Below are 17,704 nucleotides of genomic sequence, written 5' to 3' on the forward strand. Positions count from 1 at the left end.
ACGGAAGTGAGTGTAGTGGACTCGTCACGGTGAGACACCAGAACCGCCCCTTCCCGATGGGGGGTTCGCGGGAAGGGGCGGTTTGTGGGGGGTGGTCAGTCGAGGAGTTCTACCTCCGCGAGTTTTCGGGCGTCGGTGTCGGGGACCAGGCGGTACTGGTCATAGGGGGTGGACTTCGGGAGGGTGAAGGCTCGGGTCTGTTTGTCCCAGCGGAAGGTTTCGTTCTCGCGGGAGTCGACCTCGTGCCAGGTCTTTCCGTCGGTGGAGCCCTCCAGCGTCCAGGACTTCGGCGCCTCGTCCGCCTTTGACGAGGTCAGGGTGTAGGAGGTGGGCTTCTTGCCCTTCCTCACCTTGAGTGGGGTGTCCGTCAGTTCCGCTGCGGTGTCCGAGGTGTTGTCCAGGAGGGGGGAATCGCCCGGTTCCGTCACGTCCTCGGAGGGAGAGGGGACCTTGTCGGTCTTCGTGAGGGACGTCGGGGCGTTCTTCTCGCCCGTGCCCCATTTCGAGGGGCGGGAGCCCATGTCGAATTCCAGGGTGCCGCCCTTTGCCAGGAGCTTGTGGGGGAGGGCCGTGGAGGACCAGGGCTTGCCGTTCAGGCTCACGCCCTGGACGTAGACGTTCTTCGCGTTGTTCTTCGGGGCCTTGATCACCAGGTCCCTGCCGTTCTCCAGGTGGACCGTGGCCTTGGTGAAGAGCGGGGAGCCCACCGCGTACTCCGGCTGGCCCATCACGAGCGGGTAGAAGCCGAGGGCACTGAAGACGTACCAGGCCGACATCTCGCCGTTGTCCTCGTCGCCCGCGTACCCCTGGCCGATCTCGCTGCCCAGGTAGAGCCGGGAGAGGGCCTCGCGGACCTTTTCCTGGGTCTTCCAGGGCTTGCCCGCCGCGTCATAGGTGTACGCGATGTGATGCGCGGGCTGATTGCTGTGTCCGTACATTCCCATACGGACGTCCCGCGCCTCCCGCATCTCGTGGATGACCTGCTCGTAGCTGCCCGCGTACTTCTCCTCGCCCGTCTCGGGGGTGGCGAAATAGGCGTCCAGCTTCTTCGCCAGCGCGCCCCTGCCGCCGTAGAGATTGGCCAGGCCCTTGGTGTCCTGGGGCGCGGTGAAGGCGAAGTTCCAGCCGTTCGTCTCCGTGTAGTCGTGGCCCCAGACCCTCGGGTCGTACGCGTCGGGGGAGAGGCGCCAGCTGCCGTTCGGATTGCGGCCCTGGAAGAAGCCGACGCGCTTGTCGTAGAGATGGACGTAGTTCTGGGCGCGCCCGCGGAAGTACTCCGATTCCTCCTTGTAGCGCTTCTCGCCGGTTTTCGCGTAAAGGGCCTTGCCCATCTTCGCTATGCCGAAGTCGTTGAGATAGCCCTCCAGCGCCCAGGACATGCCCTCCTTCGTGCCGGTGCTCGTGTAGCCGAGGAAGGGGGAGGTGTCCATGCCCTTGCGGCCGACGCCGGGGTCCGGCGGGGCGACCGTCGCGTTCTTCAGTGCCGCCTCGTACGCCGCCTTCGCGTCGAAGTCGACGCCCTTCGCGTACGCGTCCGCGAACGCCACGTCCGAGGACGTGCCGGTCATCAGGTCCGCGTACCCCGGCGAGGACCAGCGGGAGATCCAGCCGCCGTCCTTGTACTGCTGCACGAAGCCGTCGACCATCTTTCCCGCCCGCTTCGGGGTGAGGAAGGAGTACGCGGGCCAGGTCGTGCGGTACGTGTCCCAGAAGCCGTTGTTGACGTAGACCTCGCCGTCGACGATCTTCGAGCCGGTCTCGGTCGGGGTGTCGGGCTTCTCGGCCTTGGAGAACGGGCTCGCGTAGCGCGACCGCGAACCCACCTTCTCGAAGCCGGAGTTGGGGTAGAGGTAGAGCCGGTAGAGGTTGGAGTAGAGCGTGGTGAGCTGGTCCTCGCTCGCGCCCTCGACCTCGATCCGCTTGAGGATGTCGTCCCACTCGGACTGGGCCCGGTCGCGTACGCCGTCGAAGGTCGACTTCGCTGGGATCTCCTGCTCCAGGTTGTCCTTCGCCTGGCCGACGCTGATCAGGGATGTGGCGATGCGCATCGTGACCGTACGGTCGTCGCCCGGCTTGAAGCGCAGGAAGCCGGTGACGTCCTTGCCGCCGCCGCCCTCCAGCTTTCCGCCGTCCGTGGCCTCCGTGTCGAACTTGGCGTAGACGAACATCCGTGTGGCGCCCGTGGAGAGGCCGGACTTGACGTCCGAGAAGCCGGTCACGGTGCCGTTCTCGCGGTCGAGCGTGAGGCCGCCGTCATTGTTCACGTTGTCGAAGATGAGGCTCGCCGCGTCCTTGTCGGGGAAGCGGAAGCGCATCATCGCCGCGTGGTCGGAGGGCGCGATGTCGGTGCGCAGCCCGTTCTCGAACGTCACGCCGTAGTGGTGCGGCTTCGTCGTCTCGTTCGCGTGCTTGAAGGGCAGCTCGCGGGCCTTGCGGGAGGCGTCCGGGGTGCCCTTCGCCGTGGACGGCATCACCTGGAACGTCTGGCGGTCGCCCATCCAGGGGCTCGGCTCATGGCTGGCGCTGAACGCCTGGAGGGTCGGCAGGTTGTCCGCGTTGTTCTTCCGCGCGTACTCGTAGAGCCAGTCCTGGGAGCCCGCGTTGGTCACCGGCGTCCAGAAGTTGAACCCGTTCGGGACGGCCGTAGCGGGGAAGTTGTTGCCGCGCGAGAAGTCGCCGCTGGAGAGCGTGCCGCGGTTGGTGACGACGTGGTCGGAGAGGTGGGCCTTGGGTGTCGCGGGCTCCGCCTTCTCGGGCTTCAGCGCGATGTCATCCACCCAGCCGCGGAAGGCCCCGCTTCCCTTCTCCGCGTCGTACGCCACCAGCACGCGGTCCACCGTCTTGCCCTCGGCGACGGCGCCGATCCGCGCCTCCTTGTTGTTCCACTGATTGACGTACAGCGTCTTGGAGGCTCCCTGGGCGCGCGGCGCCAGGCGCACGCCGTGCTGGTCCTCCGCGCGCAGGTCGCTGAGGTAGGTGCCGTCGGTGAAGGCGAGGTCGACGGCGGCGTTCGTCGCGCCGTACGAGCGGTCGTCGCCCGCCATCTCCGGGAAGAGGCGGTAGGACAGGACGGTGTCACGGGTGACGGTCACATCCGTGTCGAACACCTTGTTGTACGCGTATCCCCGGCCGGAGCCGGAGTGCGTGCCCGCGTAGCGCAGGGCGTGCTTGCCGGTGAACCCGGCGTCCTTCTTGGCGGTGGGGGAGTCGGCGGGGCCGGTGTCCACCCGGGTGGTCATGCCCTTCGCGCCGGGCGAGGGCGGGTCCTCGGGCGTGACGCCGCCGGTACGGGGCTTGTCGTCGGGCCCCGTCTCGACGGTGTCGCGCCAGTCCGGCGGCGGGTCGTCCTCCTCGAACGAGGAGGAGAACTCGCTCCCTCGCGGCCCCGAGCCGGGGTCGGGGGCCGCGACGGCCGGTGTCTGCAATGTCGCGGCGAGCAGAGCGGAGACCGCGAGCGCGCCGGTGAGCACTCCGGTCAGGGATCCGGTCAGATATCTGTGTCGCACACGAACCCTCTCAAGATGACCGACAACGTTGTCAATCCGAGATTTCAGAGCCCAGTAATGTACCTGATTCCCCTGGTGTCAAGGGTGTTGGAGTGATTCGCGTTCGCGAGGGTCCGAGGGAATGACGGCGTGGTAAGCCGATGAGGTCTCAACTCGGGAAAGATGGAAGGCCGGAACGTACTCGATCTTGCCCCGCTGGCGAAGAGTGGACTATACCTGTCCGAACCCAGCGCGACCTGCACGACCGCATGACCGCACGCAAGACCCGTAAGTCCGCAAGACCCCAGCTTCACACTGACCCGCGGTGTCGGGGCCCTTCGCCGGTGGCGAGTTGACGGGGAGACCGGTACACCGCCTGAGTCCTGGAGAAGGCGAGGACTTGAGCATGGGATCCAACAGCGTCAACCGTCGTGATGTGATGAAGAGGGCCGCCGCGGCCGGCCTGATCGCCGTGCCCGCCGTGGGCGCACTGAGTTCGTGCGCGACCGGCGGTGACGACGGGGACAAGGCCGAAAAGGGCAAGAAGTCCAAGAAGAACCCGCTCGGGGTCAAGGAGGACGCGGCCCTTCAGGTCTACATCTTCAACGGCGGATACGGCGACAAGTACGCCCAGTTCGTCACGGACATGTACCACGACAAGTATCCCAAGGCGAAGCCGGACCAGAAGGCCACGGAGAAGATCGCCACCCAGGTGCAGCCGAAACTGGTGAAGGGCGACCCGCCGGACGTCGTGAACAATTCGGGCGCCGACAACATGAACGCCGGCAAGCTCATCAAGAACAAGCAGGCCGCCGACCTCACCGAGCTGCTGGACGCGCCGTCCTGGGACGACCCGGACACAAAGGTACGGGACACCTTCGTGCCCGGCGTCGTGGAAATGGGCGCCTTCGGCACCGACGGCTGCTATCAGCTCAACATCGCCTCGACGATTTACGGCAACTGGTACTCGGAGAAGATGCTCTCCGAGACGCTGGAGACCGAATACCCGAAGACCTGGGACGAGATGCTCGCCGTCTGCAAGAAGGCGAAGTCGAAGGGAATTCACGGCTGGACCTACCCGGGCGGCCACCCCAGGTACATGCTCTTCAGCATGTTCGGGATGTTCGCGCAGGCCGGCGGGCGCGAGGTCATCGAGGCCATGGACTACCTGGAGCCGGGCGCCTGGAAGCACGACGCCGTCAAATCGGTCTTCGAGGCCTTCGAGGAGCTCGTTGCCAAGAAGTACGTCCTGACGGGCTTCGACGGCAAGGAGGCCCACATCGAGATGCAGACCGCCTGGACCAAGGGCAAGGCGGTCTTCGTCCCGGACGGCTCCTGGGTGGAGAACGAGGCGAAGGACACCACGCCGAAGGGCTTCGGCATGGCGGTGGGCGCCACCCCCTCGCTCGACAAGAGCGACAAGATGCCGTTCGGCACGCTCTACGCGCCGCCCGGTGAGCCCTTCATGGTCCCGGCCAAGGCCCAGAACCTCCAGGGTGGCATGGAGTGGCTGCGGATGATGTTCAGCAAGAAGGCCTCGCAGAACCTCTTCAAGGAGGTCTCCTCCATCCCCGTGGTCAAGGGCGCGATCGACGGCATGGATCTGCCGCCCGGCGTGGCCAGCTCCCAGAAGGCGATCAAGGCGGCGGGCAAGAACGTCGTCATCTGCTTCTGGAAGGAGTGGTACCGGGAGATGTTCGACCAGGACTTCAACAATGTGATGGGCAAGTTCATGCTGGGTGACATGTCCGTCAAGCAGGCCCTGGACACGATGGACAAGGCGGCGGCACGCATCGCGAAGGACCCCGACGTGGAGCGGGTCAAGCGGTCCTAGGCGTAGGCGCGAACCCCGGGGAATCGAGAGCTGCGTGAAGACTGAAGCTGGGGCGGACTCGCGGCCGTCCATCACGAAAGACCAGGCAGGGGTCGGCGGGCAGGCGCCCGCCGGCCGGCTGCTGTTCCTCGCGGCCGTGCTGCTGCCGCCCCGGTTCACCCCGGACCGCGTGAAGCTGGACCGGCGCTACCGGACGCTCGACAAGTACCGGTTCATCATCGGCTTCCTGGCGCTGCCGCTGCTGTTCTACGCGATATTCGTCATCTCCCCGTTCGTCCAGGCGATCTACTACTCGCTGACGGACTGGGACGGCGGAACGGCCGCGAACTTCGTCGGCCTGGACAACTACCAGAAGATGTGGAACGACGACCGGTTCTGGGACTCGGCCAAGACGAGCCTCTCGCTGCTGGTCGTCGCTCCGGTGGTCACCCTCGCGCTGGGGATGTTCTTCGCCTACATGATCATGGCGGGGGGACGGCACCGGAAGGGCCAGGCCGTCTCGGGGGTCTTCGGCTCGACGTTCTACAAGATCGTCTATTTCTTCCCGCAGGTGCTCTCCATCGCGATCATCGCGGTGGTGTGGATGCGGGTGTTCTCCACCCGCAGCGGCCTGCTGAACGGCACGCTCGGTGCGATCGGCCTGGGCGACCTGGAACAGGCGTGGCTGGGCGGGGAGTACAACCTCGCGCTCTTCGCCACGCTCACCGTGCTGTGCTGGTCCTTCGTCGGCTTCTACGTGGTGCTCTTCTCGGCCGCGATGGGGGCCATCCCCCGCGACATCTACGAGGCGGCGCTGCTGGACGGCGCGGGGCGGACGAAGACGTTCTTCAAGGTCACGCTCCCGCTGATCTGGGACACCGTGCGCACCGGCTGGATCTACATGGGCATCCAGGCCCTGGACTCGTTCGCCATCGTCCTGGTCATGGTCCCGGAGCACGCGCTGAAGGTCACGCCGGTCTTCCTCTACGAGAGGTTCCGCGAGGGCCAGTTCGGTTACGCCACCTCCATCGGCGTCGTCCTTCTCGTCGTCAGCGTGGTGTTCTCCCTGATCATCATGCGGGTCGGGAACCGCGACCGGATCGAATACTGAAGACCGCGGGGAGCCACAGCATCATGACTACCGTTCCGACCGACGCCCCCGAGGCCCCTGTGCAGGACTCCCGGCCGGGGAGGACGGCGAAGAAGGAGAAGAAGGAGGGGGGCATCCTCAACGTCTTCTCCCACTCCTTCCTCGTCGTATGGGTGATTCTGGCGGCGGGTCCGCTGGTCTGGGTGGCGGTGACGGCGTTCCGCCCGTCGGCCGACATCCTCAGCGATCCGCTGGGCCTGCCCTCGGCGCTGCACTGGGAGAATTTCAGCAACGCCTGGACCGAGGCGAAGATCGGCCGCTACGCGGTCAACTCGCTGCTCATTCTCATGGGTTCGCTCACGGGCACCATGCTGCTCGGTTCGATGGCCGCCTATGTGATCGCGCGCTTCACCTTTCCGGGTAACAGATTCATCTTCCTGCTCTTCGCGGGCGGGATGATGTTCCCGGTGATCCTGGCGCTCGTACCGCTCTTCACGATCATGGACAATCTCGGGCTGCTGGACACCAGGCCGGGGCTGATCATCGCCTATATCGCGTATTCGCTGCCCTTCACCACGTTCTTCCTCACCTCGTTCTTCCGCACCCTGCCGACCGGGGTGCAGGAGGCGGCGATGGTCGACGGGGCCTCGCACACGCGAACGTTCTTCCAGATCATGCTGCCCATGGCGAAGCCCGGACTGGTGTCCATCGGGATCTTCAACTTCCTGGGCCAGTGGAACCAGTACTTGCTGCCGCTGCTGCTGAACAACGACAACGAGGACAACTACGTCCTGCCCCAGGGGCTCGCCGCGCTGGCCGTCTCGCAGGGCTACCGGGGCGACTGGGGCGCCCTGTTCGCGGGCCTGACCATCGCGATGCTGCCGGTCCTCGTCGTCTACGCGGTCTTCCAGCGCCAGGTCCAGGCGGGCCTGACGGCCGGGGCGCTCAAGTAGGGGTCTGAACACCTGCGTTGCGCGTCGGCGGCGCCTTTACGCAGGGACCCTGCGCAAAGATTTCGGCTTGGCCACGAAAGTGGACTAGACCTATTGCGCCGGAAAGCGCCGTGAGTAGTCTCGGCGCCACAGCGCCACGTGGACCACCGGGGCAAGTCGACGCCGATGTCGAAGGGTTGAGCAATATGAACAGAAGAGCAGTGGCGGCCGGGGCCGTAACGCTCGTCATGGCACTGGGAGCCACGGCCTGCGGCAGCGACAGCGGAGGCGGCGACTCCAAGACCATCAAGCTCGTCGCCGCCGACTACGGCGACAAGGCCTCCAACGCGTCCAAGGTCTACTGGAAGGACGTGGCCAAGGATTTCGAGAAGGCCAACAAGGGCTACAAGGTCGACGTCCAGGTGATCAACTGGAACGAGATCGACAAGCAGGTCAAGAACATGATCCAGGCCGGGAACGAGCCTGACCTGCTGCAGACCGGCGGTTACGCCGACAAGGTCGCCGACGACCTGCTCTACAAGGTGGACGAGGTCACCTCCTCGAAGACCCGGAAGAACCTCATCCAGTCCTTCGCCAAGGCCGGCGAGGTCGAGGGCACGCAGTACGGCATCCCGTGGGTCTCCTCCAGCCGCGTGCTCTTCTACAACAAGAAGATCCTCGACAAGGCGGGCGTGAAGACGCCGCCCAAGACCTGGGACGAGCTGGCCGCGGCGGCGAAGAAGATCAAGGACAAGAAGGCCGCCGACACCCCGTACGCGCTGCCGCTGGGCCCCGAGGAGACCCAGGGCGAGACCATGATCTGGGAGATGGGCAACGGCGGCGGGTACACCGACGCCGGAGGCAAGTACACGCTGGACAGCCCGAAGAACGTCGAGACCTTCGAGTGGCTCCAGAAGAACCTGGTGAAGCCGGGGCTCACCTACTCCAACCCCGCCTCCACCGACCGCAAGACGGCGTTCGCCGACTTCGCCGCCGGCAAGGTCGGCATGCTCAACGGCCACCCGAGCCTCATCACGATGGCCAAGGAAGGCAAGGTCGACTACGGCGTCGTGCCGATCCCCGGCAAGGACGGCCCGCTGAAGAGCACCCTCGGTGTCGCCGACTGGATGATGGCGTTCAAGGACGGCGGCGCGGAGAAGGAGGGGGTGAAGAAGTTCCTGGACTTCACCTACTCGAAGAAGATGCTGAAGTTCGACGAGATGTACAACTTCCCGCCCGTGACGCAGGACGCCATGGAGCAGATGCAGAGCAGCGGGAAGCACAAGGACCTGGAGCCCTTCTTCAAGGAGCTGCCGAACGCGAAGTTCTACCCGCTGGGTGACCCCTCGTGGGACGTCGTCTCCGCCGAGATGAAGAAGACCGGCGGCAAGGCGGCGCAGGAGGACCCGAAGAAGGTGCTGGGCGACCTGCAGAAGAAGGCGGAGGAAGCGGCGGCGAACAAGTAGCCCTTCCGTCCCTCCCGTTCCTGCTGTTCTCTCGCACCGCAAGGAGAATCTGTGTCCATGAAGGCCCCGCCGTCCCCGGCCCGCGGGAGCCGGGGGCGGGGCGGGCTCCCCACCCGACCGGGACGCCGCACCTCTCGCGGCAGTCTCGGCCGGCTGGGCCCGCTTCCCTGGATCGCTCCCGTCATCCTGCTGATCCTCGCCGTCGTCGTCTGGCCGATCGTCGAGCTGGTCCGCACCTCGTTCCTGAACATCAGCATCGCGGGCAAGGTCCGCGGATCCGCGGGCACCGACAAGTTCAAGAAGCTCTTCGAGGAGACCGACTTCGGTCATGTGCTCTTCTGGACGGTCCTGTGGACCGTCGTGGTCGTCACCGCGACGATGCTGCTCTCGCTGGCCCTGGCGCAGCTCTTCAACCAGCGCTTCCCGGGCCGCAGCGTGACCCGCTGGGCGCTCATCGCGCCCTGGGCGGCGTCCGTGCTGATGACCGCCATCGGCTTCAAGTGGATGCTCAACCAGACGGCGGGCGTCCTCAACACGGTGATGATCGACCTCGGACTCATCGACAAGTCGAAGGACTGGCTCGGTGAGCCGGGCACGGCCTGGCCGTGGATGATGTTCGTCGCGGTCTTCGTCTCGCTGCCGTTCACCACCTACACCCTGCTGGCAGGGCTCCAGACCATCCCGCACGACGTCTACGAGGCGGCGCGCATCGACGGTTCCGGGCCCTGGCAGACGTACCGCGGCATCACCCTCCCGCTGCTGCGGCCCGCGTTCCTCGTCGGCGTGGTCATCAACCTGATCAACGTCTTCAACTCGTTCCCGATCATCTGGGCGATGACGCAGGGCGGACCGGGCAGCGACACCGCCACGACCACGGTGTTCATGTACAAGCTCAAGGAGACGGACATCGCCGAGTCGTCGGCGATGTCCGTGGTCAACTTCGCGATGGTCGTCGTGCTGGTGCTGATCTTCCTGAAGGTCAGCCGGTGGAACGAGGAGGACTGATGACGACCGCCGTGCAGAAGACGACGGCTCCCCGCAGCCCCCGGAAGGTGGCGCCGCCGAAGCGGCCGGGCCGTTTCAGGCCCCGTACGCTCGTCATCGCCGCCGTCGCCTGGCTGCTGGCGGCGCTCTTCCTGGCGCCGTACCTGGAGATGGTCCTCACCGCGCTGCGGCCCGCGAAGGAGCTGCGCGACCGGACGTACTTCCCCTCCGACCTGGAGTGGTCGAACTTCATCGACGTCTGGAAGGAGTCCTCGCTCGGGGACAACCTCCAGGTGACGCTGCTGGTCGCGGGCGGCGCCACGCTGCTGGTGCTGCTGGTCTCGCTGCCCGCCGCGTACTACACGGCGCGGGTGCGCTTCCGGGGCCGGAAGTGGTTCCTGCTGCTGGTGCTGGTCACCCAGATGTTCCAGCCGACGGCGCTGGTGGTGGGCCTGTACCGGGAGTTCTACCAGCTCGATCTGTTGAACTCGGTCTGGACGCTGATCGTGTGCAACGCGGCGTTCAACCTCGCCTTCGCCGTCTGGATCCTCTCGGCCTACATCTCCTCGATCCCGGCCGAGCTGGAGGAGGCGGCCATGGTCGACGGCACGAGCCGGTTCGGGGCCATGGTCAAGGTGACCCTGCCGCTGGCGCTGCCGGGCGTCGTGACCGCGGTGATCTTCACGTTCATCACCTCGTGGAACGAGTTCGTGATGGGCCTGACGCTCTCCACGGAGCCGGAGAAGCAGCCGCTGACCGTGGGGATCAACAACTTCATCGGCAACTACACGGTGGAGTGGAACTACCTCTTCGCCGCCTCGGTGGTGGCCATCGTGCCGGTGGTCATCCTCTTCGCCTTCATCGAGCGCCATGTGGTCTCCGGCCTGACCGCCGGATCGGTGAAGTAGCACCGCGAGGCAGCGGTCGGGGGTCCTGGCACCGGGTGCCGGGACCCCCGCGTCGGCATGCGCTCACGCTCCGTACAATTGCCACACATATGAGCGCCCACCATGCCCACTCGTGCTCAAGGACTTGACGCGGGGAACGGCTGGGGCTGTGCTTAGAGTTCATATGTTGGAGACAAGCGCACGGGGAGTGAACAGTGGTGGAGACTCCGGGGTCGCAGTCCTCGCTGCACCGGGCCAACCTTGAACGGGTCGTCCGGGCCGTGCGGATGGCGGGCTCGCTCACCCAGGCGGAGATCGCCCGTACGACGGGGCTGTCCGCCGCCACGGTCTCCAACATCGTCCGGGAGCTGAAGGACGGCGGCACCGTCGAGGTCACCCCGACCTCCTCCGGCGGGCGCCGGGCCCGCGCGGTCTCGCTGAGCGCCGACGCCGGGACCGTGGTCGGCATCGATTTCGGCCACTCCCACCTGCGCGTAGCCGTCGGCAACCTCGCGCACACGGTGCTGGAGGAGGCCGCCGAGCCCATCGACGTCGACGCCTCCTCGGCCGAGGGCTTCGACCGCGCCGAGCAGCTCGCGCACCGCCTCATCGCCAAGAGCGGCATCAGCCCCGCCAAGGTCATCGGCGTCGGCCTCGGCGTCCCGGGACCCATCGACATCGGCACGGGCGTCCTCGGCTCCACCGCGATCCTCCCGGGCTGGGCGGGCACCAATCCGCGCGACGAGATGGCCCGCCGCCTCGGCGTCCCCGTCTACGTCGACAACGACGCCAACCTCGGCGCCCTCGGCGAGCAGGTCTGGGGCGCGGGCCGGGGCGCCGCCGACCTCGCGTACATCAAGGTGGCCAGCGGCGTCGGCGCCGGACTGGTGATCGACGGGCAGATCTACCGGGGCCCGGGCGGCACCGCCGGGGAGATCGGCCACATCACCCTCGACGAGTCGGGCCCGGTCTGCCGCTGCGGCAACCGCGGCTGCCTGGAGACCTTCACCGCCGCGCGGTACGTGCTGCCGCTGCTCCACTCCAGCCACGGCACGGAGCTGACCATGGCCCGCGTGGTCGAGCTGGCAGGTCAGGGCGACCCCGGGTGCCGCCGGGTGGTCGCCGACATCGGCCGCCACATCGGCAGCGGCGTGGCCAGCCTGTGCAATCTGCTGAACCCCTCCAGGGTCGTGCTCGGCGGGCCCCTCGCCGAGGCCCGTGACCTGGTGCTCGACCCCGTACGGGACTCCGTCGCGCGGTACGCGATCCCGAGTGCGGCCCGCCAGCTCAAGGTGGTCCCGGGCGAACTGGGGAGCCGCGCGGAGGTGTTGGGCGCGCTCGCGCTCGTACTGAGCGAGATGGGCGACGCGACCCTGCTGGACGCGGCCGCCGCCGTGCACGCCTCGGTCCCGGCGTAGCGGCCCCCGGGGAGGCCCCCCGGGGGAGGCGTGACGCGTTCACGCACGTAACGAATGGCATCGTTGCCATCTCGTTAATGATTTACTTATTGACCGTGCCCGTACCGGCGAGTTGACTTCCGGCTACCTCGGCCGCATCGACGCGGCCCCGTCAGGGAGGTAGCTCATGCACGCAACGATGCGCCGCGTCGCCCTCGGTTCCGTAGCCCTCTCCATCGCCGTCGCCACGGCGGCCTGCGGCAGTGCCGACCAGGCCGACGACAAGGACGGCGGCAGCAAGGGGAAGAAGGGCAAGCTGACCATCGGCCTGCTGCTCCCCGAGAATCAGACGGCGCGCTACGAGCGCTTCGACAAGCCGCTGATGGAGAAGAAGATCAAGGAGCTGGCGGGGGACGACACCAAGATCCTCTACTCCAACGCCAAGCAGGACGCCAACCTCCAGCAGCAGCAGGCCGACACCATGATCGCGAAGAAGGTCGACGCGCTCATCGTGGACGCCGTCGACGCCAAGTCGATCTCCAGCTCGGTGAAGAAGGCCGACGACCGTGACATCCCCGTCGTCGCCTACGACCGCCTCGCCGAGGGCCCGATCAAGGCGTACACCTCCGTCGACAATCCGCGCGTCGGCAAGATCCAGGGCAAGTCGCTGCTGAAGGCGCTGGAGGAGAAGGGCGTCAAGGGCAAGCCGCAGGTCGTCATGATGAACGGCTCGGTCACCGACCCGAACGCCAAGATGTACAAGGAAGGCGCCCACTCCGTACTCGACGGCAAGGTCAAGGTCGGCAAGGAGTACGACACCAAGGAGTGGAAGCCGGAGAACGCCAACGAGAACATGAAGGGCGCCCTCTCCGCGCTCGGCAAGAAGAAGGTCGACGGCGTCTACTCCGCCAACGACGGCATGGCGGGCGGCATCATCACCGCGCTCAAGGGCGCGGGCTTCGCCAAGGGCGACATGCCCCCGGTCACCGGCCAGGACGCCGAACTCAACGCCGTCCAGCGGCTGCTGTCGGGCGAGCAGTACATGAGCGTCTACAAGCCGTACGTCCCCGAGACCTCGGCCGCCGCCGAGTTCGCCGTGGCCCTGGCGCGCGGCGAGGACGCCGGCAAGGTCGGCACGTCGAAGACGGACAGCGAGTCCGAGAAGGGCGTGCCCTCGAAGATCGTCACGCCGCTGCCGCTGACCAAGGACGACGTCAAGAAGTACGTCGGCAAGGCGGGCTTCTTCACGTACGACGAGATCTGCACCGGCAAGTTCAAGTCGTCCTGCGAAGACGCGGGTCTGAAGAAGTAGCCGGGCAGCAGGCCACGGTACTGCTGGAACAGGGGAGTTGATTCACGTGTCCACCGCGTCGCCCGTGCTGGCGTTGCGCGGGATCTCCAAGCGGTTCGGCGCCGTCCAGGCACTCACGGACGTCGAGCTGGAGATCCATCCCGGTGAGGTCGTCGCGCTCGTCGGCGACAACGGCGCCGGCAAGTCCACCCTCGTCAAGGCCATCGCCGGGGTCGGCCCGGCCGACGAGGGCACCATCGAGTGGGATGGCAAACCGGCCCAGATCCACCGCCCGCACGACGCCCAGTCGCTCGGGATCGCCACCGTCTACCAGGACCTGGCGCTCTGCGACAACCTGGACGTCGTCGGGAACCTCTTCCTCGGGGCCGAGCTGCGCCGGGGCACCATCCTCGACGAGGTCGAGATGGAGCGCCGCGCGCTGGAGCTCCTCTCGACGCTGTCGATCCGGATCCCCAGCGTCCGTATCCCCGTCGCCGCCCTCTCCGGAGGGCAGCGGCAGACCGTGGCCATCGCCCGCTCGCTGCTCGGCGAGCCCAAGGTCGTCATCCTCGACGAGCCGACCGCCGCGCTCGGCGTGGAGCAGACCGCGCAGGTCCTGGACCTGGTGGAGCGGCTGCGCGAGCGCGGCCTCGGGGTGATCCTCATCAGCCACAACATGGCCGAGGTCAAGGCCGTCAGCGACCGTGTGGCGGTGCTCCGGCTGGGCCGGAACAACGGCACGTTCGAGGTGGCCGCCACCTCCCAGGAAGAGATCGTCTCCGCCATCACCGGAGCGACCGACAACGCTGTCACCCGTCGTACGTCCCGGATCGAGGACGCGAACGACGCGAACCCGGAGGTGGAGAAGTGACCACCGGCGAAGAGGCCACCACGGCCACCGAGGGCGCGGAAGGCGCGGAAGGCACGGAGGCCCCGGCGAAGGCCAGCGGTGCCGTCACCGTCGTCGACCCCCGGCTGCTGGTGCGCCAGCAGGGGTTCAAGGGGTACCTGGGCGAGTTCGCCCGCAGGCTCCGCACCGGCGAGCTGGGCTCGATGCCCGTCGTCGTCGGCCTGATCATCATCGCGATCGTCTTCCAGGTCCAGGACTCGGCGTTCCTCAGCGCGAACAACCTCAGCGACCTGTTCATCCTCAGCACCGGTACGGGGCTGATCGCGGTCGGCATCGTCTTCGTGCTGATCCTCGGCGAGATCGACCTGTCGGTCGGCTCCGTCAGCGGCATGTCGGCCGCCGTCCTCGCCGTACTCAACATCAACAAGGGGATGGACGAGGGACTCGCGCTCCTCCTCGCGATCCTCACGGGCATGGCGGCGGGCGCCCTGCACGGCTTCTTCTTCGCGAAGATAGGCGTCCCCGCCTTCGTGGTCACCCTGGCCGGGCTGCTCGGCTGGAACGGCCTGATGCTCCAGATCCTGGGCCCCAGCGGCACCATCAACCTGGACGACGACGGCATCGTCGCCAAGCTCACCAACTACTACTTCGAGGACAAGGCCGCCTCGATGGGCCTGGCCACGGTCGGCGTCCTCGCCTTCCTCGGCTTCTCCCTGCTGGACGCGCGGCGCCGCAAGGCGGCCCAGGTCCCCAGCCGCCCGATCAGCGAGATCGTGCTGCGCACGGTCGCGCTGGCGGTCCCGGCGTACGCGGCGGCCATGGTCTTCAACTCCTACAAGGGCCTGCCGCTCGCCGTGGTGATCTTCCTCGGCATCGTGGTCCTCACGGACTTCGTGCTGCGCCGCACCACGTACGGGCGGAAGGTCTTCGCGGTCGGCGGCAGCAGCGAGGCCGCGGGCCGGGCCGGGATCAACGTGCCCATGATCCGTATCACCGTCTTCTCCATCGCGGGGACGATGGCGGCGGTCGGCGGCATGTTCTACGCCTCGCAGATCAACGCCGCCAACCAGTCGTCCGGCGCGGGCAGCCTGCTGATGAACTGCATCGCCGCCGCCGTCATCGGCGGTACGAGCCTCTTCGGCGGGCGCGGCAAGACCTGGTCCGCGCTGCTGGGCGCGCTCGTGATCCAGTCGATCAACTCCGGCATGGCGCTGCTGGGCACCGGCTCCGCCATCCGTGACATGATCACCGGCGCGGTGCTGCTGGCGGCGGTCGTCATCGACTCGGTCTCGCGCAGGACCCAGAAGACGGCGGGCAGGGCGTAGGCCGGGCGACGTATCTCACACACGTCGTACACCTGTGGCAAGGGGCCATTCGTGTGACTGAGATAGCACCAGCCGATGAATGCCTCCGCGAGCGGAACATTAGACTCGACGGAATCGGCACTGCTCGATCACGCTCGAAGCAAGGAGGTACGGGTGGCGTTGCTGACCCGCATCAGGGGACCGCGCGATCTGGACCGGCTCGGCCCGGAGCAGCTTGAGACGCTGGCGGAGGAGATCCGCTCCTTCCTCGTCGGGGCGGTCTCCAAGACCGGCGGACACCTCGGCCCCAACCTGGGTGTGGTCGAGCTGACCATCGCCCTGCACCGAGTCTTCGAGTCCCCCAGGGACAAGGTGCTCTGGGACACCGGGCACCAGGCGTACGTGCACAAGCTGCTCACCGGCCGCAAGGACTTCTCGGCGCTGCGCGCGAAGGGTGGCCTCTCCGGCTACCCCTCGCGCGCCGAGTCCGACCACGACATCATCGAGAACTCCCACGCCTCCACGGTCCTCGGCTGGGCCGACGGCCTGGCCAAGGCCAACGAGGTCCGCGGCAAGGACGACCACGTCGTGGCCGTCATCGGTGACGGCGCGCTCACGGGCGGTATGGCCTGGGAGGCGCTGAACAACATCGCCGCGGCCAAGGACCGCCCCCTCGTCATCGTCGTCAACGACAACGAACGCTCGTACGAGCCGACGATCGGCGGCCTCGCCAACCACCTGGCGACCCTGCGCACCACCGACGGCTACGAGCGCTTCCTCGCCCGTGGCAAGGAGGTGCTCAACCGCACCCCCGTCGTCGGCAAGCCGCTCTACGAGACGCTGCACGGCGCGAAGAAGGGCCTCAAGGACTTCATCGCGCCGCAGGGCATGTTCGAGGACCTCGGCCTGAAGTACGTGGGCCCGATCGACGGCCACGACATCGCGGCCGTCGAATCGGCCCTGCAGCGCGCCAAGCGCTTCGGCGGCCCGGTCCTCGTCCACTGCCTCACCGAGAAGGGCCGCGGCTACCAGCCCGCGCGGCAGGACGAGGCCGACCAGTTCCACGCCGTCCCCGTCATCCACCCGGACACCGGCCTCCCGGTCAAGTCCGGCGGCGCCGACTGGACTTCCGTCTTCGGCGAGGAGATGGTCAAGCTCGGCCGCGAGCGGGACGACATCGTCGCGATCACCGCGGCGATGATGCGGCCCGTCGGGCTGCACGCCTTCGCGCAGGAGTTCCCCGACCGGGTCTACGACGTGGGGATCGCCGAGCAGCACGGCGCGGTCTCCGCGGCGGGCCTCGCCACGGGCGGGGTGCACCCCGTCTTCGCCGTCTACGCGACGTTCCTGAACCGTGCCTTCGACCAGCTCCTCATGGACGTGGCCCTGCACAAGTGCGGCGTCACCTTCGTGCTGGACCGCGCCGGGGTCACGGGCTCCGACGGGGCCTCGCACAACGGCATGTGGGACATGTCGATCCTCCAGTGCGTGCCGGGGCTCCGCCTCGCCGCGCCGCGCGACGCCGACCAGGTACGGGCCCAGCTCCGCGAGGCCGTCGAGGTCGACGACGCGCCGACCGTCGTGCGCTACTCCAAGGGCGCCGTCGGCCCCGCCGTACCGGCCGTCGGCAAGGTCGGCGGCATGGACGTGCTGCGCCGCCCCCGCCCCGACGCCGGGGTGCGCGTGCCGGACGTGCTGATCGTCTCCGTCGGGGCGCTGGCGCCCATGTGCCTGGAGATCGCCGACCTCCTCGACAAGCAGGGCATCTCGGCCACGGTCGTCGACCCGCGCTGGGTCAAGCCGGTCGACGAGTCGCTGGCCCCGCTGGCCGAGCAGCACCGGGTCGTCGTCACCGTCGAGGACAACAGCCGCGCGGGCGGCGTCGGCTCCGCCGTCGCGCAGGCCCTGCGGGACGCGGGCGTGGACGTGCCGCTGCGTGACTTCGGCATCCCCGAGCGCTTCCTCGACCACGCCTCCCGCAAGGAGATCATGGCCGAGATCGGCCTTACCGCGCCGGACATCGCCCGTCAGGTCACGGGGCTCGTCGCCAAGCTCGACGGTTCCACCGAGGGAGCCGTAACCGAACAAGTCGCCCACGACTAGAGGGTGCCCCCTCTGCGGGGGCCGAGCAGAGGGTGCCCCGCGCGTCTGGCGGGGCACCCGCGCTTCTCCCTCCGCCTCCTGCGGAGCTTGGGGCGTCTGCGC

General features: G+C 67.5%; 12 protein-coding genes. 11 read left to right on the forward strand and 1 reads right to left on the reverse strand.

The genetic code is table 11. From position 1 onward, the window contains the following. Positions 1–95: 95 nt before the first annotated feature. A complete protein-coding gene (locus ACGF3A_RS41095) occupies positions 96–3,506 on the reverse strand; it encodes a GH92 family glycosyl hydrolase (protein WP_393735875.1) in 3,411 nt (1,136 codons plus the stop codon). A 385-nt stretch (positions 3,507–3,891) separates the two neighbouring features. Here ACGF3A_RS41095 and ngcE point away from each other — a divergent pair, with 385 nt between their 5' ends. The 11 genes from ngcE (at position 3,892) to dxs (ending at position 17,602) form a co-directional block, all read left to right on the forward strand. Next, positions 3,892–5,319 (forward strand): N-acetylglucosamine/diacetylchitobiose ABC transporter substrate-binding protein, encoded by a 1,428-nt coding sequence (gene ngcE / locus ACGF3A_RS41100; RefSeq protein ID WP_393735877.1) that lies wholly within the window; start codon positions 3,892–3,894, stop codon positions 5,317–5,319. Positions 5,320–5,488: 169 nt separating this feature from the next. After that, complete coding sequence (locus ACGF3A_RS41105; RefSeq protein WP_393735994.1) at positions 5,489–6,409, forward strand: carbohydrate ABC transporter permease; 921 nt, start codon at positions 5,489–5,491, stop codon at positions 6,407–6,409. A gap of 23 nt (positions 6,410–6,432) precedes the next feature. After that, positions 6,433–7,341: a carbohydrate ABC transporter permease gene (locus ACGF3A_RS41110; RefSeq protein ID WP_393735879.1), complete on the forward strand. Its 909-nt coding sequence runs from the start codon at positions 6,433–6,435 to the stop codon at positions 7,339–7,341. 227 nt (positions 7,342–7,568) lie between these two features. Beyond that, positions 7,569–8,786 carry an extracellular solute-binding protein gene (locus ACGF3A_RS41115; RefSeq protein WP_393735881.1) on the forward strand — a complete coding sequence of 406 codons (1,218 nt, stop codon included), beginning with the start codon at positions 7,569–7,571 and terminating at the stop codon, positions 8,784–8,786. A gap of 57 nt (positions 8,787–8,843) precedes the next feature. Next, positions 8,844–9,791, forward strand: coding sequence for a carbohydrate ABC transporter permease (locus ACGF3A_RS41120; RefSeq protein ID WP_393735996.1), 948 nt, complete (start codon positions 8,844–8,846; stop codon positions 9,789–9,791). Further along, entirely contained in the window at positions 9,791–10,678 is an 888-nt protein-coding gene (locus ACGF3A_RS41125) for a carbohydrate ABC transporter permease (RefSeq protein ID WP_393735883.1), read from the forward strand. Before ACGF3A_RS41120 ends, ACGF3A_RS41125 begins: the two co-directional genes overlap by 1 nt. A 197-nt stretch (positions 10,679–10,875) precedes the next feature. After that, positions 10,876–12,075, forward strand: coding sequence for an ROK family protein (locus ACGF3A_RS41130; protein ID WP_393735999.1), 1,200 nt, complete (start codon positions 10,876–10,878; stop codon positions 12,073–12,075). A 166-nt stretch (positions 12,076–12,241) separates the two neighbouring features. After that, positions 12,242–13,366, forward strand: coding sequence for a substrate-binding domain-containing protein (locus ACGF3A_RS41135; RefSeq protein WP_393735885.1), 1,125 nt, complete (start codon positions 12,242–12,244; stop codon positions 13,364–13,366). Positions 13,367–13,403: 37 nt separating this feature from the next. After that, complete coding sequence (locus ACGF3A_RS41140; protein ID WP_393735887.1) at positions 13,404–14,216, forward strand: ATP-binding cassette domain-containing protein; 813 nt, start codon at positions 13,404–13,406, stop codon at positions 14,214–14,216. After that, entirely contained in the window at positions 14,213–15,520 is a 1,308-nt protein-coding gene (locus tag ACGF3A_RS41145) for a sugar ABC transporter permease (protein WP_393735889.1), read from the forward strand. The genes ACGF3A_RS41140 and ACGF3A_RS41145 overlap by 4 nt, the downstream gene beginning before the upstream one ends. A gap of 153 nt (positions 15,521–15,673) precedes the next feature. Then, positions 15,674–17,602: a 1-deoxy-D-xylulose-5-phosphate synthase gene (dxs, locus tag ACGF3A_RS41150; RefSeq protein ID WP_393735891.1), complete on the forward strand. Its 1,929-nt coding sequence runs from the start codon at positions 15,674–15,676 to the stop codon at positions 17,600–17,602. Positions 17,603–17,704 lie beyond the last annotated feature (102 nt).

Origin of the sequence: Streptomyces sp. NPDC048172 (assembly GCF_043202595.1) — a bacterium.
Classification (GTDB): Bacteria; Actinomycetota; Actinomycetes; order Streptomycetales; family Streptomycetaceae; genus Streptomyces.